Source organism: Nitrospirota bacterium, from assembly GCA_016235245.1.
In the GTDB taxonomy this organism is placed as follows: Bacteria; Nitrospirota; Thermodesulfovibrionia; order Thermodesulfovibrionales; family UBA6898; genus UBA6898.
Window position 1 is genome coordinate 50,096 of sequence record JACRLO010000032.1, and the last position, 23,641, is coordinate 73,736.

At 49.2% G+C, this 23,641-nt stretch carries 25 protein-coding genes and 2 pseudogenes; 8 read left to right on the top strand and 19 right to left on the bottom strand.

Annotated elements, in window-relative coordinates; genetic code table 11:
* Positions 1-6 precede the first annotated feature (6 nt).
* From HZB31_13200 to HZB31_13220, 5 genes are all read right to left on the bottom strand, one after another.
* Positions 7-489, bottom strand: a complete 483-nt coding sequence (locus HZB31_13200; GenBank protein MBI5848877.1) for a hypothetical protein — start codon at positions 487-489, stop codon at positions 7-9.
* Positions 490-631: 142 nt separating this feature from the next.
* Positions 632-1,177 (bottom strand): DUF3786 domain-containing protein, encoded by a 546-nt coding sequence (locus HZB31_13205; protein MBI5848878.1) that lies wholly within the window; start codon positions 1,175-1,177, stop codon positions 632-634.
* Between the two features lie 38 nt (positions 1,178-1,215).
* Complete coding sequence (locus HZB31_13210; GenBank protein MBI5848879.1) at positions 1,216-1,563, bottom strand: diguanylate cyclase; 348 nt, start codon at positions 1,561-1,563, stop codon at positions 1,216-1,218.
* 79 nt (positions 1,564-1,642) lie between these two features.
* Positions 1,643-2,350: an epoxyqueuosine reductase gene (locus tag HZB31_13215; GenBank protein ID MBI5848880.1), complete on the bottom strand. Its 708-nt coding sequence runs from the start codon at positions 2,348-2,350 to the stop codon at positions 1,643-1,645.
* Between the two features lie 38 nt (positions 2,351-2,388).
* A complete protein-coding gene (locus tag HZB31_13220; GenBank protein ID MBI5848881.1) occupies positions 2,389-3,801 on the bottom strand; it encodes a PLP-dependent aminotransferase family protein in 1,413 nt (470 codons plus the stop codon).
* A 280-nt stretch (positions 3,802-4,081) separates the two neighbouring features.
* On the opposite strand from HZB31_13220, the gene HZB31_13225 reads away from it, so the two are divergent.
* On the top strand, positions 4,082-4,291 hold the full coding sequence (locus tag HZB31_13225) for a hypothetical protein (protein MBI5848882.1): 210 nt from the start codon (positions 4,082-4,084) through the stop codon (positions 4,289-4,291).
* Here HZB31_13225 and HZB31_13230 read toward each other — a convergent pair.
* The 4 genes and pseudogenes from HZB31_13230 to HZB31_13245 form a co-directional block, all read right to left on the bottom strand.
* A complete protein-coding gene (locus HZB31_13230; GenBank protein MBI5848883.1) occupies positions 4,286-4,630 on the bottom strand; it encodes a cupin domain-containing protein in 345 nt (114 codons plus the stop codon). The genes HZB31_13225 and HZB31_13230 overlap by 6 nt on opposite strands.
* Positions 4,631-4,915, bottom strand: a pseudogene (locus HZB31_13235) (chorismate mutase).
* A complete protein-coding gene (locus HZB31_13240) occupies positions 4,912-5,634 on the bottom strand; it encodes a class I SAM-dependent methyltransferase (protein ID MBI5848884.1) in 723 nt (240 codons plus the stop codon). The pseudogene HZB31_13235 and the gene HZB31_13240 overlap by 4 nt, the downstream one beginning before the upstream one ends.
* Positions 5,635-5,639: 5 nt before the next feature.
* A complete protein-coding gene (locus HZB31_13245) occupies positions 5,640-6,416 on the bottom strand; it encodes a methyltransferase domain-containing protein (protein MBI5848885.1) in 777 nt (258 codons plus the stop codon).
* Between the two features lie 274 nt (positions 6,417-6,690).
* Here HZB31_13245 and HZB31_13250 point away from each other — a divergent pair, with 274 nt between their 5' ends.
* The 4 genes from HZB31_13250 to HZB31_13265 are packed head-to-tail and all read left to right on the top strand — an operon-like array spanning position 6,691 to position 10,169.
* On the top strand, positions 6,691-7,344 hold the full coding sequence (locus HZB31_13250; GenBank protein MBI5848886.1) for a TetR/AcrR family transcriptional regulator: 654 nt from the start codon (positions 6,691-6,693) through the stop codon (positions 7,342-7,344).
* Complete coding sequence (locus tag HZB31_13255; GenBank protein MBI5848887.1) at positions 7,344-8,474, top strand: ABC transporter permease; 1,131 nt, start codon at positions 7,344-7,346, stop codon at positions 8,472-8,474. Before HZB31_13250 ends, HZB31_13255 begins: the two co-directional genes overlap by 1 nt.
* 1 nt (position 8,475) lies before the next feature.
* Complete coding sequence (locus HZB31_13260) at positions 8,476-9,150, top strand: ABC transporter ATP-binding protein (protein ID MBI5848888.1); 675 nt, start codon at positions 8,476-8,478, stop codon at positions 9,148-9,150.
* Entirely contained in the window at positions 9,147-10,169 is a 1,023-nt protein-coding gene (locus tag HZB31_13265; GenBank protein ID MBI5848889.1) for an HlyD family secretion protein, read from the top strand. The genes HZB31_13260 and HZB31_13265 overlap by 4 nt, the downstream gene beginning before the upstream one ends.
* 118 nt (positions 10,170-10,287) lie before the next feature.
* On the opposite strand, the pseudogene HZB31_13270 reads toward HZB31_13265, so the two are convergent.
* The 3 genes and pseudogenes from HZB31_13270 to HZB31_13280 form a co-directional block, all read right to left on the bottom strand.
* Positions 10,288-10,622: pseudogene (locus tag HZB31_13270) on the bottom strand (type II toxin-antitoxin system HicB family antitoxin).
* A 119-nt stretch (positions 10,623-10,741) separates the two neighbouring features.
* Positions 10,742-11,017 carry an antitoxin gene (locus tag HZB31_13275; protein MBI5848890.1) on the bottom strand — a complete coding sequence of 92 codons (276 nt, stop codon included), beginning with the start codon at positions 11,015-11,017 and terminating at the stop codon, positions 10,742-10,744.
* On the bottom strand, positions 11,014-11,292 hold the full coding sequence (locus tag HZB31_13280; protein ID MBI5848891.1) for a DUF4258 domain-containing protein: 279 nt from the start codon (positions 11,290-11,292) through the stop codon (positions 11,014-11,016). The genes HZB31_13275 and HZB31_13280 overlap by 4 nt, the downstream gene beginning before the upstream one ends.
* A 352-nt stretch (positions 11,293-11,644) precedes the next feature.
* On the opposite strand from HZB31_13280, the gene HZB31_13285 reads away from it, so the two are divergent.
* Positions 11,645-12,226: a hypothetical protein gene (locus HZB31_13285; GenBank protein ID MBI5848892.1), complete on the top strand. Its 582-nt coding sequence runs from the start codon at positions 11,645-11,647 to the stop codon at positions 12,224-12,226.
* 215 nt (positions 12,227-12,441) lie between these two features.
* On the opposite strand, the gene HZB31_13290 is transcribed toward HZB31_13285, so the two are convergent.
* The 7 genes from HZB31_13290 to HZB31_13320 all read right to left on the bottom strand — a co-directional run bounded on the left by HZB31_13290 (position 12,442) and on the right by HZB31_13320 (position 20,794).
* Positions 12,442-12,909: a stage II sporulation protein M gene (locus HZB31_13290; protein ID MBI5848893.1), complete on the bottom strand. Its 468-nt coding sequence runs from the start codon at positions 12,907-12,909 to the stop codon at positions 12,442-12,444.
* 81 nt (positions 12,910-12,990) lie between these two features.
* Positions 12,991-13,491, bottom strand: coding sequence for a hypothetical protein (locus HZB31_13295; protein MBI5848894.1), 501 nt, complete (start codon positions 13,489-13,491; stop codon positions 12,991-12,993).
* Between the two features lie 647 nt (positions 13,492-14,138).
* Positions 14,139-14,516: a hypothetical protein gene (locus HZB31_13300; GenBank protein ID MBI5848895.1), complete on the bottom strand. Its 378-nt coding sequence runs from the start codon at positions 14,514-14,516 to the stop codon at positions 14,139-14,141.
* Positions 14,517-15,009: 493 nt separating this feature from the next.
* Complete coding sequence (gene pgi / locus HZB31_13305) at positions 15,010-16,671, bottom strand: glucose-6-phosphate isomerase (protein ID MBI5848896.1); 1,662 nt, start codon at positions 16,669-16,671, stop codon at positions 15,010-15,012.
* A gap of 3 nt (positions 16,672-16,674) precedes the next feature.
* The gene (locus tag HZB31_13310; GenBank protein ID MBI5848897.1) at positions 16,675-18,162 is read right to left on the bottom strand and encodes an RNB domain-containing ribonuclease; all 1,488 of its coding nucleotides are present in this window, start codon (positions 18,160-18,162) and stop codon (positions 16,675-16,677) included.
* A gap of 121 nt (positions 18,163-18,283) precedes the next feature.
* Positions 18,284-19,147, bottom strand: a complete 864-nt coding sequence (locus tag HZB31_13315) for a hypothetical protein (protein ID MBI5848898.1) — start codon at positions 19,145-19,147, stop codon at positions 18,284-18,286.
* Between the two features lie 198 nt (positions 19,148-19,345).
* Positions 19,346-20,794, bottom strand: coding sequence for an FAD-dependent oxidoreductase (locus tag HZB31_13320; GenBank protein ID MBI5848899.1), 1,449 nt, complete (start codon positions 20,792-20,794; stop codon positions 19,346-19,348).
* A 250-nt stretch (positions 20,795-21,044) separates the two neighbouring features.
* Between HZB31_13320 and HZB31_13325 the strand changes: the two genes are divergently transcribed.
* Both HZB31_13325 and HZB31_13330 read left to right on the top strand, forming a co-directional pair.
* On the top strand, positions 21,045-23,285 hold the full coding sequence (locus tag HZB31_13325) for a PAS domain S-box protein (GenBank protein MBI5848900.1): 2,241 nt from the start codon (positions 21,045-21,047) through the stop codon (positions 23,283-23,285).
* Entirely contained in the window at positions 23,263-23,640 is a 378-nt protein-coding gene (locus HZB31_13330; protein ID MBI5848901.1) for a response regulator, read from the top strand. Before HZB31_13325 ends, HZB31_13330 begins: the two co-directional genes overlap by 23 nt.
* Position 23,641: the final 1 nt, after the last annotated feature.

Consider the following 23,641-nt stretch of genomic DNA (forward strand, 5'->3'; position numbering starts at 1 on the left):
CTCTTCTCAGTAGCCCAATTCCTTTAATATTGACGAAAGTCTTTGCAGCCGTTCGCCGAGCAGTTCGTCATCGTTACTTAACGCCTGCTGAAACAATTTTATGTCTTCATCTATCTTGGGGTTATCAGTACATACCGCTATAGTCATTGCATCGCCCTGCATTGCTACCCTGTCAATTACGGATTTTGCCGAATCATATAATTTTTCATGGCGATATGCCTCTGCAGAGAAATACTGCTTTGCCCTACAAACAAAAATCGCGAGGTCGAGCACACGATGAAGTGGCAGTTCTTCAGATTGTCTCGACCACTTTTCGCCTGTATATCTCCAGACTTTTGCCGAGATATCAACTTTTCCCCTATCATTCCATTGAGCCAGTCCAAGGGAAAGCCCCTTGGCATCGGTACTATAGGCATATCGTCCATCAATATTTTCGTAATTCTCGGAAACAATAACCGGCTTATGCTTTAGTGATACGGGTATCTTCATGATTTTAGACTCCTTATAATGTATCTACTAATATAGTAATTTACTGCTTTAGTAGATACATTACGATTCTAATGGTGAAGATGTCAAGCATATTGCATTTTATTCAGGGGAGCCAACTCTGCACGTTCCCTCAATTTTTACCCTAATAGACCTCCTGCGATATTGCAATCGCAACTGCTTCTGCCAAGACCACTATGTCCTCGGTGCAAAATATCTGCGTTATGCTTTTATCAAAAAGCAGGTTTGCTTCAGGGCCAAATTCTTCATCTGCCCGCCAGAGCTCAATAAAAACAGGGGCACCTTCAAATGCCTCAAGCACAATTGCCACATCTGATCGATTTATCTTTTCGCCAGGCATACGATCCAGGACTGATAAAATATTGTCAGGATTATTCCCATATGTTCTTACGATCAGATCAGTGGAGCGTCTCTTGAACTCTTCAGCAAAACTCCCGGCAGCTGAAAGTCCGCTAAAACCAAGCCGCTCTCCCGTTAATACAGGCAAGCCCGCTATCTTTCGCGTAAGGTAATGCAGAATTAATACCGTCAGATAATCCTCTGCCGGAGCATTACGTGATAAAGACAGAACCTGCTTGTCTTTTACATCAACAACGTATTTATCGGCAAGAAATCTCACAGATGCGTTTTCAGGCAAACCTGAACGTAACAGGCTGTCCCAGGCTTTCATTATCGCTGCCTCAAGGCCCATGATATATTCGTTCCCTCTTAAGAAGCATCCCGTATAAAGTGCGGCATGGAGGCCGGGACTTCTATCACCATCTCGATAAAACCGCGATACTCCCCCTTCAGATACCAGGGGCTCTGATAAATAAACTTCTTGATTCCTTTTTTCTCGATAGTATAAATATTCGTCTGACGCAGTTGCATCAGTTGTTGAAGCTTCGTACGTGACGGCTCAGGGTGGCAGTCGAGCAGATTCGAGCCGATGAGCTTTATGCCTCCTGATTTCGCAAACGTCTTTATTGCCTTCTCATTCATCTCAAGTATTATGCCCTCAGGATCGCAGACAACAACCGATCCTGCAAATTCTTTCACCCATGCAGATTTTTCCATGGTCAACAATCCTCCTGTGTCGACTAAATGCCCCAAAAGGGGCAATTCTAACGTTATTATTCCCGGCAGTTCGAAGATATCACTGCTGCGGTTTCCCCTTTCCGAAAGGGCAGACCTTCACACATACGCCGCATATGCGGGCACCGATTCCGTCTCTGGCCTTGAATTCCAGGGTCTTGTCAGCGCACCTGCTGAAGTACAACGCTTCGTCGCGGCTTTCATACCGGTCGCCTGCCAAAACGTTTTTTATCGCTGATGCAGGACAGGCCTTCGTACATTCAGTGCATTTGCCGCACCGGTTTTTCAAAGGCACGTCAGGGACAAGCGGCATGTCCGTCAGAACGGTCGCAAGCCTTATGCGAGGTCCGTATTGAGGACTGACAATCAGAAGACTTTTCCCCTGCCATCCTATTCCGGCCATGCGCGCAACCGCCTTGTGTGAAACATTCCCCAACAGGTTGACCTCATCGGTTATAAAGGATGCCGGAACTGCTTTCGCAGCAAAGCCCTGTTCCTTTATCCAATGAACAAGCGCTGCGGTAATGCCATCCAGCCGCGCGTTTATCTCACGATAATGCTGGGCATATGCGATCGTGGGACCATCAGTTATCACATTCAGGATTTCGTCATTCAGATGCACGGCAACAGATATGGCAGAAGAATACGGCGTCAGCAGATCATCAGGGATCACCTTCCATCCTTTTTTGAATTCTGCAAGATCGGCCACCCCGACAAGGTTTGCTCCTTCAGCACGGCTCAAATCCTTAAGTTCTCTGGTCTGTCTCATCGTTCCTCCTTTCAGTCATGCTCATCTTATACGTGTTGTCATCTGCCCTTTCTGCCTGCCAATGACCCCAAGGCCTTTATTGCATCCTGAACAACATCAGTCCACGTCGCTGCATTCAGGCGCAGGAAGTGCCGGTATTTCTGTCTCGGTGAAAATATGGGTCCAGGCGCAAAACTTATACCTTTTTTGACCGCCCGTTCATACATTTCAAGGCAATCAATCCCTCTGGGGAGCTCAACCCATAGGACGTAGCCTCCTGCGGGTCGAGAGACCTTTGTGCCCTCAGGGAAATGCCTGATGACCGCCTCAGACATCAGATGGACATGCCGGGCATAGATCCTCCGTATTTTTCTCAGGTGATGGTCATAGCCTCCGTTTGCCAGAAATTCGGCGATTGCCAATTGTGGCGGAGTAGCGGTGGCCATATTGGTTATTGATTTCATCCTTTCGATATCGCGCGTAAAGCGGCCCGCAACCGTCCAGCCGATGCGATATCCCGGCGCAATCGTCTTTGAGAAGGACGAGCACAAAATAACGCTGTCCTTTTTGTCAAAGGCCTTGGCAGCCTTCGGCCTCTGGCCGGAAAAAGAGATATCGCCGTAAATATCGTCTTCGATAAGCGGAATATTATGGGACGCAAGCAATTCAACCAACTCCTTCTTTTTCACGTCCGGCATGCAGCTGCCCAGAGGGTTGTTAAAACTCGTGATGCAGAGGCATGCGCTTATCCGGTTCTGCTCAATGGCATATTTGAGCGTATCCACAGAGATCCCGTCACGCGGATGGGTCGGAATTTCGAGCGCCTTCAGTCCCATCATCTCAATCGCCTGGAGAAAATTATAATAGGTCGGCGATTCAACCGCCACCGTGTCCCCCGGCCTGCAGATCACCCTTAAAGCAAGGACTATCGCCTCCTGACATCCGGAGGTGATGATAACGTCATCAGGCGTGATCGTATAGCCTGCGGTAAGGGCGCGTCTGGCAATCTGTGTCCTAAGCCCCTCAAACCCGGCCGCAAATTCATACGAAATATTCTTTATCCTGTACCGCCGGGTCACTGCAGCCATGGCCCGGTTGATCCTGTCAACCGGCAGCAGCTCAGGGTTGGGAACTGCTGCGCCAAGCTGAACAAGCTTTGGGTTGCCGCTGTCCTTCAGGATCATCATCACAAGGTCGCTGACACTCACCGTTGACGGCCTCGATGATGGATTGGACAATTCTATTTCAGCACCCTTGCGTGGCGTCGCCGAGAGCACATAATATCCGGACTGGGGGCGGCACTCAATCAGCCCCTTGTCTTCCAGCAGGCGATATGCCTCCATGACCGTAGCAATGCTCACCTGCATCTGCCTGTTAAGGCTGCGCACAGACGGAATGCGGTCTCCGGGGCTGAAGGTTCCCGAATCGATCAGGTGTGACATATCATTTGCCACCTTTTCATAAAGCGTCATATCTTTCATGAGCAGCCTCCCTGTTTTGATCGGATACCACTAAATGGTATATGACCGAAGCACCAATTACCAGATGCAATTCCCTTCTCCGCAAGGCATAACAGTTCCCACAATGCAGAACTGTTATGCAATCAATAGCGATATTTTGCATCTGTTTTTCCCTGATACGCAACGATAGACTATTACCATGAAACAGAGAAAATGCCGTATACGGTCCGGGACGCAGTCCTCCCCACTAGCATTAATCGACGCAGCCGCAGGGAACAACGCTGCAGCCGAGATGCACAGCGGAGCAATGCTCCTGATAGACGGCGATGGCAGAGGTATTACGGTTCTATGTACAGAAGGGACGGGTTGTCTGACGCAGCCGAGCGACCCTGAGGACCACATATTGCTCCCGGGGGAAACATTTGTCATCGATAAGAAGGGGCTCGTTGCAATCACCGCGCTCACCAACATGCACCTGAACCTGCTGACCACGCCATCATAGGTATTCCTTTCTCACGGGTGACCAGGCATCAACCGCCCTGCAGTGGGCAGTTCCCGTGGACACGGAATGCACGACATTTGAAGGAATGGCAATCACCTCGCCCGGCTTTAGCGTAATATGTCCGGCATCAACAGTAAAGGTCAGTTCACCTTCAAGCACCATGGTGATCTGCTCAGATTCATGACTATGTTCCGGAAAGGTGGTATTCCCCTCCATCTCAAAATAGGTCAGCATGCTCTTTTCAAGGCCTACGGCCCACATGTCAGCGCCCGGCAGGAGAGTCCGCAAAGGCAGGTCTTTCTTGCGGTAAGCCCTCACCGATGGGGCATGCGTTTTCATGAATTCGCGCATTTCCTGATTGATAAAACAGTCTGTTATCGTCCGGTAAACCGTTTCAGCAATTGCAGGGTCCAGACCGGCCGCTTCCGCCCCATTTCTCACTTTTTGAATCACCTCTGCCACACGGTCAGGCGCCTTTACATCCTTTTCATCTTTTTTCAATTTGCCGGCCTTATTCACCAGCCTGCCTCTTTTTGAAAGCAAGCCGATGAGTTCAGCATCCAGGGTATCAATCTCGTCTCTTATTTCCCTCAGGCTCATCGCCTTCCTCCATACATCGGTCATAATGCCTCCTTTTCGTATGCCCGGCGTCTCAGCCTCAACATCTTTTTTGAGCCCCGCTGAAACTCAAACGGCACAGGCACCATTTCGACATCGATGCCTTCCTTCTCCAGGCCCCTCAGCACCTCATCCATAGGGGGGTATGGTTTTGCATCAAGCCCCTGCAGGGGATAGATCCTGACTTCTCCGGCACAAACCCTAAGCATTTCCCTCAGGCTTGCGACATGGAAATCCGGACTCAGCCGGTCCCCATAGAGGAAGAGAAAGTGACTCGACAGGACAAGCGTAAAAGCCCTGTCTGCAAAAGGCAGAAGAGGCAATCGGGCCTGGACATATCTTCCCTCCGCGCATCCCTCCTGATAGTCGGCCATAAACAATGCGAGGGCCATGTCTCGATAAGCCATGAGCCCATCTCTGTCCCGGTAATAATCCCAGTGAAAAAGATGTGGCACTTCGCTGACCCTTTGATATACGAGCGCCGTGTCTGCTTTTCCCTTCTCCCACAGATGATCGGCTGAAAGACCATAAAGGAGATCGCAGGCGGTAACGCGGATTTCTTTCATGTGTGCCTCAGCCGCAAAGGAAGATGCGCCCCCGGGGCAGTCGAGAATCCTCCCCTGGCGAAGCAGTGCTTCGTCAAGAGAGAATATCCTCATATATTCTTCATAGGTCCGCCCGATGAAGGCGATGCGGTCCAGTTCAAACGAAGTCAGGTTTCCCATAAGGGTTATTTCTCCTTTTCTGCAAAGGCAAAAAGCCTGCGAAAATTGAACTCATATTTCTTCCCTGTCCAGTTCTGCTCGTACTGCATTCCGACTGCATAGCTGAAATATCCCTGCTCTTTATCGGGCAGCACGGCGAGATAGGGCCGCAAACCGGCTGAAGACCACCAGTCCATAATCTCACCAATGCTATCAAACGAGATCGCGTAGTCCCGGTAAGAGACGTTGACCGCTGCGAAGCCGGCTTCAAGCAGGAGGCGCTCATACTCCTCTTTTGACGGCAGATACCAGGGCAACTCCATATTTTCATAGAACCGCTCAAATTTCAGAGCTGCGATTGCCTTTTCGGTATACGCAAAGAACTCTCTGCAGAAATTCCTTGCCGGAAGCTGAAAGGCAATTCTCCCTCCTGGTTTCAGCGCCCGGTGAGTCCTGGCAATGGCCTGCGGCTGGTCCTTTACCCACTGGAGGGCAGAGTTGGAAAACGCAAGGTCGAATTGTTCGATAAAATCCATCGACTCAGCCGCTATTTTTATGAACCTGATATTGCCGGCTTGCGCCGATACTTCCTCTGCCTTGCGCTGCATCTCTTCGGAAGGGTCGATGCCGACTATTTCACCTCCGGATGCAAGGCGTGAGAGTTCGAGCGTGAGCTTGCCGGTGCCGCAGCCGATATCAAGCACCGAATAGTCTTCACGTATGCCGGCCATGACAGTCAGCTCCTTCCCGGCCTCGATCTGAGGCGCCTTTACCCGGTCATATCTTTCAGCATCCCATCTCACTGCACACCTCCAAAAACAAAAAGGCCACGGGGTTTATTCCGTGGCCTTCAGGATATTCTCTATGACTTCTGCTAACAGCTAATAGGAACTCCTCCCGGCCACGGCATTGATATGCCACGCCCTCTTAAGAATTACTCGCGCTGTCAACAGACCTGTGTAAAACATGCGGCAGTATAGATAATTTCGGTTTTGCATGTCAAGGGAAAGGCGTTCAGTTCAGGATATGCGCTTGACAGCAACAGCATGCAGTTTTATAATGACCAATAGTCATTAAATGAATACTGGTCATAGCAAGAAGACAGAGCGGCGGAAGAACGAGCAGTTGGCGCGAAAGACAGCCATTGTTAAGGCTGCGCGTGAGGTATTCTTCGCAAAAGGGTTTATGAGCGCAACGGTCGATGAAATAGCCGACCGGTGCGGGCCTGCAAAAGGGACGATATACCTTTATTTCATAAGCAAGGAAGAGCTCTATATGTCGGTCATGGCTGAGGGGATGCAGAGGCTGAGGAAGGAGTTCGGAGTCCTCAAAAAGCGCCCCCCCGGCAGCAAGGAGTTCGTCGAAAGCGCCTTCATGGCCTATTATCATTTTTTCAAAAGGAACAGAAAATACTTCCGCATCATGTTCCTCAGCAGCCAGCCTGACATGCGCTCACGCGTACCTGAGGAAGCACTCAGAGGTTGCATGGAAGCCGCTCTGGAGTGTCTCGGCATTGTCCGGGACCTCGTGCAGGAGGGCATCGATGCGCGCTGCTACCGGCAGGTAGACGCCTGGGCAGTGGCCAACATCCTCTGGGCCACAATCAACGGGATCATTATGGCCTATGAGCAGGACCCGATCTACCGCGAGGAGATCGTCGGCATGGAACTGGAGCAGATGCTGCTGCAGAGCCTCGACCTTGCTATGGAAGGTCTGAGGCTGAAGAAATAATGTTCTGGCTGGCATGGAAGACGCTGTACCATGAAAAAGGCAGATTTATTGTCACGGTCGCAGGCATCGTCTTCTCGACCATCCTCGTGCTTACTGAGGTAGGTATCTATCTTGGGATGATGGGCAGCGCAACCGACATCATCCGGCATAACGACGCCGATATCTGGATTGCTTCAAAGAACATCCAGAGCTTCGATTTTGCAAACGCCTTTCCGGAATCAAGAAAAAACCGTGTAGAGTCACTTGCCGAGGTGCTCTGGGCAGAGCCGCTTATCCTTACCTGGGGGTTCTTAAAACTGGCCAATGGCGGACAGGAGCAGGTGCAGATCGTGGGCTTTAATCCTGACAAGGGCATCGGCGCGCCATGGTTGATGATTGAGGGGCAAGCCTCGGATGTAAAAGGCGGAAGGTATATGGTGCTGGATAGAACATCGGAGAAGCGGCTCGGCAGCCTGAAGCCCGGCTCTCTGTGGGAGTTAAGCCAGTCGAGGTTCAGGCTGGTTGGGGTGTCCCAGGACATAAGGAGCTTTACGACCGCGCCAGTACTCTTCATGTCCTATGCGCAGGCGCAGGACCTGCCGATCGGATGGATTAAGCCCGGCCTCACTTCCTATATCCTTGCAAAGCTCAAAGATGGAACAAAAAAGGACGAAATTGTAAAGGCCCTCAGAGTACTTCTTAAAGACAACGATGTAATGACAAAAGAGGAATTTGTGATGCGGACAGTCAAATACTGGACGATCCAGACAGGCATAGGCATGAGCTTTTTTCTTACCGCCCTTCTTGGCCTGATGATCGGCGGGGCCATCGTGGGCCAGACGATCTACGCAAATACCATCCAGCATATGAAGGAATACGGGACACTCAAGGCAATGGGAGCAAGGAATGAGGAGATCTATAAGACCATCTTCAGTCAGGCGCTCATCAGTGCGGCAGTCGGTTACTCGCTGGGGACGGCAGTCATGCTGATGTCGCGCCACTCCATAGAGGCGGCTGGCGTTCCGATGTTGCTGAGCCCGCTGCTTATCGCAGCTCTCTTTATTATTATCTGCGCAAGCTGCCTGTTTTCGGCCTACTTCTCGGTAAGAAAGATCAAGACCCTTGACCCGGTAATGGTCTTCAGGGGGTAAGATGGGAACAATCCTTCAACTGCGCAGCGTAAGCAAAACCTATCGCGAGGGAAAAAACGAAGTGCCGGCGGTTGAGTCGGTCTCTCTTGATCTTCGAAGGGGAGAGCTGCTGCTTTTGATGGGGCCTTCCGGCTCGGGCAAGACCACGCTTCTTTCGATGATGGGCTGCATCCTGCGCCCTACTGCTGGCGAGATAAGGATAGACGGTGCAGTCGTAGACCATCTCCAGGAGGCCACACTGCCTGATATCCGGAAAAAGCATTTCGGCTTTGTCTTTCAATCGTTCAATCTCTTCCCCTCCCTTACCGCTGCAGAGAATATCGAACTTCTGCTGAGGATGAAGGGCTATGAAAAGAAGGGGCTCAGGGCCGAGGCACTGAGACTGCTTGAAAAGGTCGGGCTCTCAAACCGGACAGATTTTTATCCTGCAGACCTCAGCGGCGGACAGAAGCAGCGGATCGCCTTTGCCCGGGCTCTTGTGGGAGACCCGCCGATTATACTCACCGATGAGCCGACCGCAAACCTTGATTCAAAACGGGGCAGGGAAGTCCTTGAGCTGCTTAAAAGACATGCTGCAGAGCAGAACAGGGCCGTAGCTGTCGTCAGCCATGACCCCAAGGCAGAGGCTGCTGCTGACAGGGTAATATTTCTTGAAGACGGGAGGATAAAAGAATGAAGCGCAGATTGGCATTTATCATTGCGATGGTTGTAATAGCCGGTATGGGATATCTTTTTTTATCAGGGTCCGATGCCAGGAAAGAAGAAGTGAAGCGACCGCTTGAGCGGTACGCCGCTGCCGAAGGCAAGGTAGAGGTATTACCGGGCTTCGAGGTGGAGCTCAGCAGTGAACTGGAAGGGAGAATAGAGTCGTTTCCGCTCAGAGAAGGTGATAATGTCCGTAAAGGTGATCTCATCGCCATGATGGCCAACAGTGACATCAAGGCAAAACTCCGGGAGTCAGAGGCAGAACTATCTGTGGCCGGATCAAAGTTGAAGGAGATTGCCTCTGGCGCACGCGAGGAAGAGATCAGGGAGGCTGCCGCGTCTTTGGAAAGCGCAAAGGCTGCCATGGAATTTGAAAAGGCAAGCCGTGACCGTCACAGGGAACTCTTTGCCAAGGGGTATGTCCACAGAGAACTGCTCGACGAAAAGGAGAAGAATCTCAAGGTAGCGTTAGCCGCCGTTAAGAAGGCCGAAGAGACCAAGACCCTGCTTGAGAAGGGGCCGAAGAAAGAGACGCTCAGGTTCTATGAGGAAGAAATTGGCAGGGCCGGAGCGGCAGCGCAGTATTATCGCAAGCTTCTCGAGAAAACCTATATCACCGCTCCGATTGCAGGCAAGGTTATCAGAAAATATTTTCAGGAAGGCGAAAGCGTCACCAAGGACAAGGCCCTTGCCGCGGTCGCTGATATTGCGCAGCTGCGGATCAACGCCGAGGTGGATGAAACCGATATCGGCATGGTCCATATTGGAGATAGGGCAGAAGTCAGATCAGATACCTTTGCCGGCGAGGTTTTCAGAGGCAGGGTAGAGGAGATATCGGATTATGCAGGCATCAGAAAGGTAAAACCGAATGACCAGGCAAAAAATCTCGACATGAAGGTGGTGCAGGTCAAGATCAGGCTTGAGGAGAAGACCTCGCTGAAACCCGGCATGACCGTGGATGTAAAAGTCCTGCCGGAAAAGAAAGGCTGACCGTTGCGTTGTTGCCCCTGTTTTGGCAGGCTCTTTTCTTTAATTTATCCTTAATTTTCCTTCATTAAATTTATGAATCAGCATCGATATGAGAGATTGATACATGAGGGAGCCATGCTTAGACGGCTACCTTTTCTTCAAGTGCCTTCTGTACGAGTTGATTCAGGAAAACGCCCATCATTGTAGCCTTTGCAGCTGCCTTCCTGTGTAGGTCTGTGGGTATCCTTACATTGAAACTCCCTTAAAGGGTTTCTGCGGCTCCCGGCACATCTGCCTGCATGTCTCAAGGTAATCATCAACCGCCTCATGGAACGCCCTCTTAAGCTCCTTAACGCTTGTTCCTTCAAACATAATAAGGTCGTTTATGGCTTCAATCTTGCCGTGAAAAACCTCGTCCTCTTCGCTGTAGTGGACCGTACCAATATAGCCTTTATAAGTCATTGAATCGCTCATCTTATAACCTCCCTGTCTCTCAACTGCTGTTCAATTTCTCTCAGGTAGCATTGCTTAATGACCTGTGCCAGAAAAGATAACCGTTGAGTTGTGGACCCTGTTTGGCAGGCGTCTTTTCTTCAATTTATCCTTAATTTTCCTTCATTGAATTTATGAATCAGCATCGATATGAGAGATTGATACGGCAGTCCTTCCTCAATTGCCTTGGCCTGAATTTTTTTCAGGTCTCGTTCCGTCATCCGTATATTTATCCGTTTTTGCTTGTTCAGGCTATAGCGGGCGTATTCCTCGTATTGTTTCTTGTCCTTTTTAGTTAGATCAGAAACCCATTCTTCCTTTTCAAGCGATCTTTCCAATTCCATTTCATCTTTATCTAAGCGTGCTGTTTTTTTCATGTCTTGCCTCCCAAATATTTCCTTGTCTCTTTGCTGTTTGGAATTATTGTTTTTAAAAATATTTTTTCGCTGTCTTCAACATACGGCACGGAATAGACATAATTTTCGATTCTAACCAGAAAAACTTTTTGATTTGGATATTTATCAGGATTGGGATGCCGCATTCGGTCAAGCAAATCGCCGGACGCAATTGCCAGCTCAACCTGTTCAAATGAAACTCCGCGCTCTTTCTTGAGCAATTCATTCTTTTCATCATTCCAGTCGAAGAATTTCATGAATGGATGCCTTTTGTATTCATGTCCTATAATATCAAGGCTGCATGGCCCTGTCAAATAGGCTTTTGTCTCTGTTTGTTATTTCGTCCTGGCCGTTATTAAGCCGTTATTAAGGTCGCTGATTTCTTCGGTATCTTCACAGAAGCGGGATAGGGAAAAATCAAAGAAACATGTACCAACGGAATAAGCATATAAGGATTTATTTCAGCATATCCGTCTCCCGTGATCTGTATTTTGTGCAACATCAGGGTTTATAATGCCGGATGAGCGATTATCTCTTTCGTGCGAGGCTATAGTGGCGAACAGCAGCCGTTCGGCCATACATACGGTGGTGTCTTCGGTCATGAGCGCCGTGCCCGATTTACTCATAGCCTTTGCCTGCCTCACAACATGGCTATTTCCGTCTTTGTACGGCTCCCGGTGGGTGCATCGATCGGGCTCGCTCATGGTGCAGGAATTCATCGTGATCCATTCGTCCGTCTTCCTCGCCTGGGTAATCGCCATGAATATTGGAAGGGGGAAGAAGGTAATTGCTCTCATCTGTATGAGCTCTGTCTATTCGATGTTCAGCTTTGGCTTCGGCTCGTGGCCGGCGCTGATATCGTTCTGGCTTCTGTGGATCAACAGGTCAATGCCCACGCTTGCCGGCCAGGCCCTTTCGGAGAATGCCATGCAGGCGGCCGTTCTGAACTGGGTGGCAAGTCTGGTCATATATCTCTTCGCCGTGTTCCTGACCACTTATGCCCCCGTGCCTGCGATGGGGATTACTGCGGATGTGATACAGGGGCAGGGGTTTGCCGAAAGAGGGCTCTGGGTGGAGCAGCCCTACCGCGTGCTGGCCGCAGGCGTAATCTACTACGCTGGGATCGGCCTTTGGCAGCTCCATGCCGGATACCGGGTGTGGAAGCAGCTCCCCATAAAGCTCAGCGCGTAAACACCATGCAGGTTCAATTCTGACTGTCTCCTTCTGGGCCTGAGTTTGTAGACGTTGATGCTTTTAGTGCATAGCGATTTCTTCCTTATGACCCTTCAACTGGCGTTTGATGATAGTTGTATTAACCCCAGGATGACGCTCACTCTCGGCCTATGAATACTCGATTTCTTCCTTGAGAGAAAATAGGGACACATCTCAACTAATAAGTTTCGTTTTTATTCCCAGCTATGCCGCAACAAGTGCTTATTCTGATTTCTTCGATCTAAATTGGGATGTGTCCCTATTTTTTCAGCAAAGACGGCTGGCAATTCGAAAATGCCATGAGGCAATAGCCTCAGTAGCTCTATCTCCGCATTTGGCTTAGTTATAGATGCTATTGTTGCTCCAATTAATATGCCATTGGTAATAGCCGCCAAAGACGGAACAATTCCAAGCACTGCACCTAACAAAATAGAAATCAAAGCAGAAATGCTATTTTTAACAAAAATAGAGAGGATTAAGCCATACATATTTTGATGGAGAAGCCCCTTGGCCATTTTACCAAAAGCCAGCAAAAAGCCTTTGAATGTATCGGGATTAATATATCCAATCAAGATCCCCACTGAAAACAGCGTCATAGCAGCATAGATGTACTTTGCAGACTGTCCGATAAAGCCGCCTAATTCTTGGTAACGTTTTTTCATGTGCTATATATTATTTTCAATTGACAGAACGCCAGCGATAAGGCGAGGTGGCAACCGGCCAAATTGAAAACTAAAAAGCGCTTATTCACCGTCGCCTTGATTTGATTGTTCAGTGGCATTTATTATTTGCGTTCCAACCTTTTGACCACGATAGTATCGGACCACTTGCACAGGAATAAGAACCAATGCTATGACGGCGACCACAATGGGAATATAACCATACGGAGACCACCCAAGGACATTAGAATACCACAAAAACAAGACCAATAAAGTTAGTAAAATCACACAAGCTAATATCATAAATGCTGTTGAAAACAGAGTTGCCGACAGATTTGCCAAGGCGGTCGGCTTCTTTGTTCCATAATTTTGTCGTTTGATATATCGTGAAACCTGGATAGGAATAAGTGCCCAACCCAATGCGGGAATCCCGATGAATAAAGCATTAGGGATATTCCGCTCGAATGTAATACCGAGGAGTAAAAGCAATGCAAAAAAACCACCAATCAAAAACCAGCCCAAAATCATTAATCCTAAAGATCCATAAACGACTGCGTTCTTGTTTTTCTTAGTTTTTAGGGTCATTTGCTTCTCTCATAAATTATAAATATTTTCAGTTATCATTCACTGAACAATGAGTTCACACGCCGCGAAGCGGTCGGCGTGGAACGATTCGTTATCACTTTTCAATTTATAGGATGGGGCTAGTAACACTAGGATCGACTGCTTCTAGCTTGTGACAAAGCCAAAATATTTTTTGACCTGATGTTTTTTTAAATAATTTAGAGTCTTATATGAAATAATAGTGCCGACAGGAAAAGCTAGGACAAGAGTGTAAAGAATAAATTTGAACAAGAAATAACCCCATTTCGAAAATCTCAATATTCCCATTCCCGCAATCAAATAAAAAGCTGTACTAATTGTTACGAACCATATCGCAATCTCCGATGGAGGATTTTGACCGAATATGTATGCCCATGACTTTGGATTCAACCAGATATTACCAAAAAAAAGAAATCCCACAACGGCAAGCCCGATCAAGATGATGCCAATCTTCTTTAGGAGTTTTATTTGTTCGCTATTATCTGACATTTATCTTCTGTCTCTATTTCGGGACTGGGCTCGTCCGACCTGATAACGAGGTGCATCAGCCGACGCGCGCCACATACGCTTGAATGAAAAACGCGCCACGCTTATTCGCGGTCGGCTGGATGCTGGTGTTAGCGCCTGTCTTATTTTTCATTAGATTTCTCTGTCATGCTGTAGGAAATTGCTATCACAATGGAAATTGGCAATCCAAAAAGGAAGACAATTACGTATGACATGGAGGCACCACCACCTCTATATGGCAAAACAAATTCAGGAATGTTTGCATATATTACAAATGGCAATAATGCTACGGCAGCAGCTGTACTAGCCGAATATTTCTTTTTTTCATATGCAACTAGAGCTGGAATTAATATCAATGTTGTAGCCAATAATATCCCGCTGAGACCACAAAGTCGGAAAGTTAAATCCTTGTAGCTTGGTATTGAGGCAAATATAGCTTGCATTAAATAGAATGCGATTAAGGTTATTTTTGCAGTTTTATGCCGTGATATTTTATTCATATTATTGCGCTAACATAGGGCGCTGAGCGACTGCGACGGAGGCGGGAGGACGGAAGGTCCGGTAGCCTGCAGGAAGCAGTGCGCTCCAGCGGATTGATGGGCGGCCTCTATCAGAGGCCGGACAGCGAGATGCTGGGAGCAAGCCCAGCGCCCTATGAAGGGCGGGGGCCTCCCTATTGGTATTCATTGTCACTGCCCATTGTATCATCTGTTATTGTGGGCAGGGACATCTTTATTTCTCTCGCCCTTCAATTACTCTACCAACTTGGTTTTTACTGGGTCTCATCGCAAGATGATAGCATAGCCCTCTGAGCTTGGGAAGACTAAAGTAAGCAAAATCAAAGGGTAATGTTTCTGGCAAAAGGTATTTGCTGTTATTACGGACTAAAAGCCAACTTGCCAAAACATGGGCTTATAGCAGGGTACTTTTCGCAGACTGACCTTGATATTCTGAGGTCAAGTTTCATTGAATGTCTTCCAAACTAATCACCTGCTATCTGCCCTCTCCTCTCATCTCTTTCCAGACATTGATCAGGCCGTTGGTTGATGCGTCGTGGGAGGTGACCTCAGAACCGCTCTGCATCTCCGCAAGTATCTTCTTTGCGAGCACCTTGCCGAGTTCAACGCCCCACTGATCAAAGCTGAAGATGTTCCAGATTACGCCCTGAACAAAGATCTTATGCTCGTACATCGCAATCAGGCTGCCGAGCGTTCTGGGCGTGACCTTCTTCAGAAGAATCGAATTGGTAGGCCGGTTGCCGCTAAAAACCCTGAAAGGCGCGAGCCTTTTAATCTCTTTTGCGGACTTGCCTGAGGCAGCCAATTCAGCGGCCACCTCGTCGTATGTCTTGCCCTTCATGAGCGCCTCGGTCTGGGCAAAGAAGTTCGAAAGCAGTATGTCATGATGATCGCCCAACGGGTTATGGCTGATGGCAGGCGCAATAAAATCGCAGGGTATCATTTTAGTGCCCTGGTGAATGAGCTGGTAAAAGGCATGCTGGCCGTTCGTGCCGGGCTCTCCCCAGATCACCGGCCCGGTCTGATACGATACCTCCCTTCCCTTCCGGTCGATGCTTTTGCCGCTGCTCTCCATATCTCCCTGCTGAAAATAGGCCGGGAACCTGTGCATATACTGGTCATACGGCAGGAGCGCGTGGGTCTCTGTGCCAAAAAAATTGTTATACCAGATGCCAAGCAGCGCGAGGATTACCGGTATGTTCCGGTCAAGAGGTGTCTCCCTGAAATGCCGGTCCATGGCATGGCCGCCTTCAAGCAGTTCCCGGAAATGGTCGAAGCCGATTGAGCAGGCAATCGAAAGCCCGATGGCCGACCAGAGGGAATATCTGCCGCCGACCCAGTCCCAAAACACAAACATATTTTCAGGCGCTATGCCAAATTTCTGCACTTCAGGCTCGTTGGTTGAGATCGCCACGAAATGCTTTTTTATATGCGATTCATCCTTCGCAGCCTCAAGAAACCATCTGCGTGCCGTGTGGGCATTGGTCATCGTCTCCTGCGTGGTGAAAGTCTTCGATGCGATCATAAAAAGGGTCGTTTCAGGGGAAAGCTCCTTCAGGGTCTCAGCAATATGGCTGCCGTCAATGTTTGAGACAAAGTGTGTCCTGATATGTGGCTTGCGGTACGGCATGAGCGCCTCGGTAACCATGACCGGGCCCAGGTCAGAGCCTCCGATGCCGATGTTCACGATATCGGTCACCGGCTTGTTGGTATAGCCCTTCCATGATCCGTCAATGACCTTCAAGGAAAAGCGTTCGATCTGACCCAAAACAGCATTCACCTCAGGCATGATATCTTTATTGTTTATGACAACAGGTGTATTTGAGCGGTTTCTAAGCGCGGTATGAAGCGCCGCACGATCTTCAGTCTCGTTGATCCGTTCGCCTGAAAACATCTTCTCAACAGCGCCGGTAACGCCGGCTTCACGGGCAAGATTAACCAGGAGCGGCAGCGTCTCCTCGTTCATGATATTTTTCGAGTAATCGAAGAGCATATCCTCAAACCAAAGGGAATACTTCTGAAACCGGTTGGGTTCTTCGCCAAACAGGTCTTTCATCTGCCGGTCTTTCATCACACTGAAATGCGCCTTCAGCTCTTTCCATGCAGCAGTCTTTACCGGGTTCTGCTTTTCAAGCATGCTCTACCTCCCCCTGACTTTTCTGAAATCTATGAAGCCCCGGTCAACATCCGTGCGCACAAGTTGCACCCGAATCTTGTCTCCTACATCCACGCCTTTAAACCCCTCCATCAGCTTACCCTCCACAGGCGGATGGAATATGCGTACCCATGTTCCCTTGTCAGCAGCGCCCGTCACAATCGCATCGAACTTTTCCCCGACCCTTGATTCCAGCAGAAGTGCGGCAGCCGACTTGCCTACCTGCCGCTCCACCTTGTTGGCAGCATCCTCCTGCTCTGTGCAGTGCTGAGCCAATGCCTCAAGATCCTCTTTCTGATAAGGGACCGCTTCCGCTGACAAGGCAGCCTTCAGAAGCCGGTGGGTTATCAGATCTGGATAACGACGATTGGGAGCGGTAGAATGGGAATAGTCCTTAACTGCCAGTCCAAAGTGGCCGGGAGCAGTCTGACCGGGAAATTCGGCAACATATTCGCCGGCACCCATCAGTTTGATGATGGTGAGTGAAAGGTCCGGAAACCTCAGAGGGTCGTCAGCCTTTGCCTTCACCAGAAACTGCTCAAGCGCCTTTGAATCCGGCCTTTGGGGAAGCGTGTAATCATGCTCAGCAGCAACCTCAACGATCCGCTCCCATCTCTTGGGAATACGGACAACACGCCGCAGGGAAGGAAACTTTTTGGAGCCAAGATACCGCGCCGTTACGCCGTTTGCCGCAACCATGAAATCTTCGATAATATCCATGGCACGGTTTCGCCTGCGTTCTTCGAGGTCCCGTATCTCATCATTGTCAAATAATGCCCGGGTCTGGATGGTCTCGAAGTTCAATGCGCCATGTTCATGCCGGTATGCCTTCATCTTCTGCGCTGCCTGATCCTGCAACTGAAGATTTTCCGCAAGACCTTCAACCGCTGCAGCGGCCTCAGGCAAAGGGCCGTCACCCTCCAGCCAGGCAGCAACACTGTTATACGCGAGTTTTGCCTTGTTCCTGACCGTTGCACGATAGAGGTCAGATGATTTGAGTGTCCCGTCGCCCGAAATAGTGATCTCGATCACAATCGCAAGCCTGTCCTCATGAAAGTTCAGGGAGGAAAGGTCAGTACAAAGCTTCTCAGGGAGCATCGGGAATATCTCGGCATCAGTATACACAGAGGTGGTGTTATGCTTTGCATGCGCATCAATGGCTGAGCCGACTTTGATGATAGCGTCCACATCAGCCACGGCGATCAGGAGTTTGGTGCCTCCATCCGGCATCTTTTCGGCAACCGTAAGCTGGTCAAGGTCACGGGAATCGTCATTGTCAATAGAGGCCCAAAGAAGGTCTCTGAGGTTCCGGGCCTGATCATAGTCAGCCGCTGCTGGTGCGGTGATGGCCGCAAGCTGTTCTTCTGCTTCTTTCGAGAATTCAGGAAGAAGCCCCTTCTCAAGCATCACCCGGTGGGCAATCCTCTTCAGAATAATGCGGTGTTGCCTCTCTGAATGTTCTGTATGTTCCATCTGCCTTCCTTTGGGGCGTTCGATCACGCAGCATACGTTCTGTTTCTAATTTTATGGGCAAAAGATGGGGTCGTCAAGAACAAACTGCAGATTCAAAAAGCAGAAATCCCGGAAGATACGGTTAAAACGGTATTCTCAGTTTGACGAACATACCATCGGCCAGAGCCTTGCCTGATTTGGCCCGCTCGTATGCATTCATTCCAGATTGAAAGTCCCTCTTTTCGATCGATATTGCCATGGCACTGTCAGCGATTGGCAACTCTGCACCGTTTCTGTTATCAGATTGAATATTCTGAATAACCTCAGAGGCCCTGAAGGGCTTGAGATGCGCAACATTTGAGGAGCTGCCGGGCTCTGTACCTGCATTCTTTGTGGAACTTTCCATAGCTGCTTCCCTGACTGCCGGATTCTCCGCTATCTTTAAAGAAGCTATCACTCTGCTCTTCTGCAGATCCATATTTGAGCCTGAGACTTCAGCAGATCCGCTCAGAGGCTGTTTTATAGAGTGTCCATCTGCATATGGCCTTCTATTGTTAGCTGCCTTGACCGCAGCAGCGTAATTCCCGGGATCTCCGCCGGATTTCTGCAGGGCCTCGTTCGCTGTCCTGGGCCGTTTGACATAGGCAGCAAAATGCTGAGAAGCCAGCTCAGGAGAGAGCCTGCTACAGCCTGCCCGCTCCCAGATCATTCGGTAAATTTGCTGCGCCTTGCTTTCGTCCAATTCGGATACGTTCTGAGCTATCTTTCCGTTAGGGTCATAGTCTTTAAGCGTAGACTGCACAATGCCGAATTTCATCGGGTTCTTTCCTGCGTGGTAAGCCTTGCTGCGAAGAAGAGGGGATACGACTGTGTGGAATGCGTCATCTTTCCTGATAGCGGAAAGTTGATCTCTGAATGAACCCTTGCTGACTGATACAGAGGCACGGGGTTTCGGTGCCCTGACCTCCTGGTGTGCAGCCTTAATATCTGATACCGGTCTTTGCATGGTATTCCTTCGCATATAATACAGCATCATTTATGCCACAATAAGACTCCCAATAGATCAAGGGGTTAGATTTTGACGGTCTTGAAGAGGCGGAAATATTTTCACGCATCCGGCCATTTTGGGCTGATAAAAGCCAAAAATCCGACATCTGCATAACGGACGACCGTGCGGTTCCGGACAGACTTCATAATGCAATAATTACCCGCAGGCCCTTCCCCTGAGATTAAAGAAGAACTTGAGCGTCTTCTTCACCTTGTCTGAAAATATCTTGCCGGAGAAGTAATTACCCACAACGCGTTTATTGATCTCAGCCAGGGTCGGATAGGGATGCACTGCGCCGGCAAGTGCAGAGAGCTTCACGCCTCCGTTTAGGGCAGCGACCCATTCGCTTATCAGCTCCCCGGCATGGAGGCCGAGGATCTGCACGCCAAGCGGCTTCTCCTTTGCATCAAGGACCAGCTTGATCCTGCCTAAGCCCTCCCCTTCGGTAAGGCCCCGGTCATTCATTTTGAACTCTTCTGTCCATACAGCAGGCTGAATGCCAGATTCTTTTGCTGCTGCTTCGTTCATGCCTATGGTTGCAAGTTCAGGGTCAGTGTATGTGCACCAGGGGAAGAAGGTGTAATCAGCCTTGCGCGGCAGATGAAGAACAGCGTTGGCAAGCACCACGCCGGCTTCGTACCCTGCTGCATGGGTAAACTGATATGCCCCGGTCACATCACCTGCACCAAAAATATGCTTCTGCGTTGTCCTGAGCCTGTGGTCGAGCGTGAGCCCCCTGTTGTCAAAATCAACGCCAGCGTTTTCGAGGCCAAGACCTTTCAGGTTCGGCTCGCGGCCCATGGCAATCAGAATCTCATCAGCTATGAGCGTTTCCTGCCTGCTGTCATTTTTGCGCATCACTACTTCCCGCCCGGCCTCAGAATTTCGGACTGAGATTATCGACCGATCGAGATAAAACGCTACGCCTTCGGCAGCAAGGTTCTGCATCACCGCGTCGGCCATGTCCCTGTCCTCCCGGGTTAATATCTGAGCACTCCTCTGGATTACAGAGACCTTTGTGCCGAGCCTGCAGAAGGCCTGCGCCATCTCGATTGCAATCGGTCCGCCGCCAAGGATGATCATCGAAGATGGAAGTGACTCGATATAGTAGATGTCTTTATTGGTACGATATGGCGTCTTGTCCAGCCCTTCTATCTTCGGTATATCCGGTGACGATCCTGTTGCGATAACCCAGTTCTTTGCTGAAAATTTTCTGTCCCCTGCCCTGATCAGATGTTCATCCAGAAATTCAGCATCTCCAAATTCAACCTGTGCGCCAAGACCGCAGAACCGTTCAACAGAATCGTGCTTCTGGATCTGTGCAATGACAGACCTGATTCTGCCCGATACATCTTTGAAATCAACAGGCATCACCTCAGGCTGGGGAAGGCCGAATCGTTGGGCATTCTTCATGAGATGATATACATGGGCAGTCTTGATCAGCGTCTTGGACGGCACACAGCCGTAGTGCAGACAGTCTCCGCCTAACTCCTTTTCTTTTTCAATGAGCAGCGTCTTTGCGCCGAACTGTGCTGCGCCTGCAGCAACAGTCAGTCCGGCCGAGCCGCCGCCAAGAATTCCTATATCAAAATCGAATTTTGCCATGCACCCTTCCCTATGCCGCTTTCTCCTGAAGTATAGCAAATTAGCGATCCTTTGGCTCGACACGAACTCTAATATCTCTTTACATCCGGCTTGAAAGGTGGTATGTATTAGACAGTACCGGCAATGGAGGGGGATAATGGCGGACCGCAACCATCAGACCTGATTATCAATCATTCAAGGGAACGTAACGCGGCCGCGAGCATCTTTGTGGGGATATGAAAAATGGTAACCGTATGATCAGGGGTCTTATATGAAGGAATGGCTGCTGCAGAAGCGATGGAGGATTCTGCTGTCCGGGATATTGATTGTAACAACACCGCTTCTTGTCCTTTCAGCATATATTTACTCGGGAGTAACATCTGTTTTTGAAGAAAGACTGCTCAAAGAGAACCAGCGTCTTGCGCAATACATGGCTCACACCATTGAGGAGAAACTGAGGAGCGAAATATCCTTCGGTAAATCGTATGCAGCAAGGCCTTATTTCCTAGAAGGTATGCTGCGTGGTGATAAAAAGGAGATGCACAGGCATCTATTAAGCCTTATCGAAAATTCCAATACCATTGAGCGGGTATTCATAACTGACGCGGCAGGCGTCCAGATCGACAATTATCCCTTAACACCTGAAACCATTGGCAAGGATTTCTCCCACAGAGATTGGTATAAGGGCCTCTCAAAAAATTGGTCGCCCTATGTGTCCGAGTTTTACATGAGAACTGCAGAGCCGCAGAGATATCTTTTTGCAATAGCAATTCCGATGACCCATAACGGAAATGTTGTAGGGTGCCTCGTGATGCAGCCCCGGGAAGATTTCATTAAAAATGCAATTGGTAACTTGAATATTGCCAACGAACTTAAAGAGCATATCCATGAGGGTCATATCTATGTGGTGGATAAAAAGGGGAATCTCGTCTATCACCCTGATTATGTTATGGACAGAATAATAGATTTCTCGAATCTCCCGCCTGTCAGGAACGTGTTAAAAGGTGTGGAGGGCATCGAAAAATTGATAGGTCCGGTGCATAAAATGCCTGTAATCGCCGCCTATCATCCTGTTTCCAATTGGGGATGGGGTGTGGTTGTGGAACAGCAGGTTAACGCTGTTCTCGCACCGGCAAGAAAGATACGTTTGGCACTCTTTATTGTTACCGGACTTATGCTTTTGTTGGGTGGTTTTTTCGCTTATAGGGCATCAGCGCTGTTGGTTTCGGTGAAAACGGCAGAGGAGAACCTCTCGGTAACGCTCAAGTCAATCGGAGATGGAGTTCTTGTAGTGGATGTTGATCAGAGAATTGTCCGGCTGAACCCGATTGCAGAGCAGCTCACCGGATGGAAAGAGGAAGAGGCCAGAGGGCAAAGAGTAGAGGAAATCTTCCATATCATCAACGAAGAGACCCGCAGGCCCTCAGTCATTCCGGTTGAGGACGTTCTTGCCACAGGACTTATCAAGGGTCTTGCGAACCATACGGCATTGATCTCAAGAGATGGAACTGAGCGGCCTATAGCCGACAGCGCTGCGCCAATTCGAGGCCAGGGCGGCGAAATCCTCGGTGTCGTGCTTGTATTTCGTGATGTAACACTGGAGCGTAAGGCAGAAGAGGATCTTCATTCAATGAATGCCAAACTTGTAGCCGCCAACAGAGAACTCGAATTGCGGAGACAGGAGGCAGATGTTGCAACCAAGGCAAAGTCGGACTTTTTAGCTAACATGTCTCATGAACTCAGGACGCCCCTAAACTCAGTCATCGGATTTTCTGAAGTTCTCCAGGACGAGATGTTCGGCAATCTTAATGACAAGCAGAAGGAATATATCAATGATATTCTTGGCAGCGGCAGGCACCTGTTGGATCTCATCAATGACATCCTCGACCTGTCCAAAGTCGAGGCAGGCAGACTGGAGCTTGAATTGTCCACATTTCCGCTCAAGGATGCACTCAATTCAGCCTTGTCCATGTTCAGGGAAAAGGCGATGAAGCACTGCCTGAAACTGAATCTTGATATAGAACCGGACGCAGACATTGAGATCGAAACTGACGAACGGAAACTCAAGCAGATCATGTTCAACCTCCTGAGCAACGCGATCAAGTTCACTCCTGACGGGGGGAGTGTGCGGGTCTCTGCGAGACGAAGCCAGAATTCAGAATTAAGAAGCCAGAATTCAGGGGAAAAAGTCTCCGAACTCGGAACTGATAACTGTGAACTTAGTGATTTCGATTACATTGAAATCACCGTAGAAGACACCGGCATCGGCATAAAATCGGAAGATATTACAAAATTGTTCACTGAGTTCACCCAGCTTGAATCAGTCTATACCAAGGAATATGCCGGGACCGGCCTGGGGCTTGCGCTCACAAAAAAACTCGTGGAACTTCACGGAGGCAGTATCTGGATAGAGAGCGAATTCGGGAAGGGCAGCAGGTTTGTATTTGTGATACCGATAATGCATATGGCTAATGATAAGGGGGAACAGGATGAAAAAGATATTGATTGTTGAAGACAATAATAATAATAGGACGATGCTGCGGGATATTCTGCGGTTTTATAAATATGAGGTTATAGAGGCTGAAAACGGCGAACAAGGGATAAAGCTTGCGGAGGATCAAAGTCCTGATCTGGTCCTCATGGATATGCAGATGCCAGTGATGGACGGGTTTACTGCAATAACGTTACTCAAAAACAATCCGCAGACAAAAAGCATGAAAATCATAGCCGTGACCTCCTTTGCCATGGTAGGAGACAGGGCCAGGATATTGGAAGCCGGGGCCGACGACTATATCTCCAAGCCGATAGACACGAGAGAACTTCCAAAACTGGTGGGAAGGATGCTGGCAGCAGGTGAAATTAATTGAA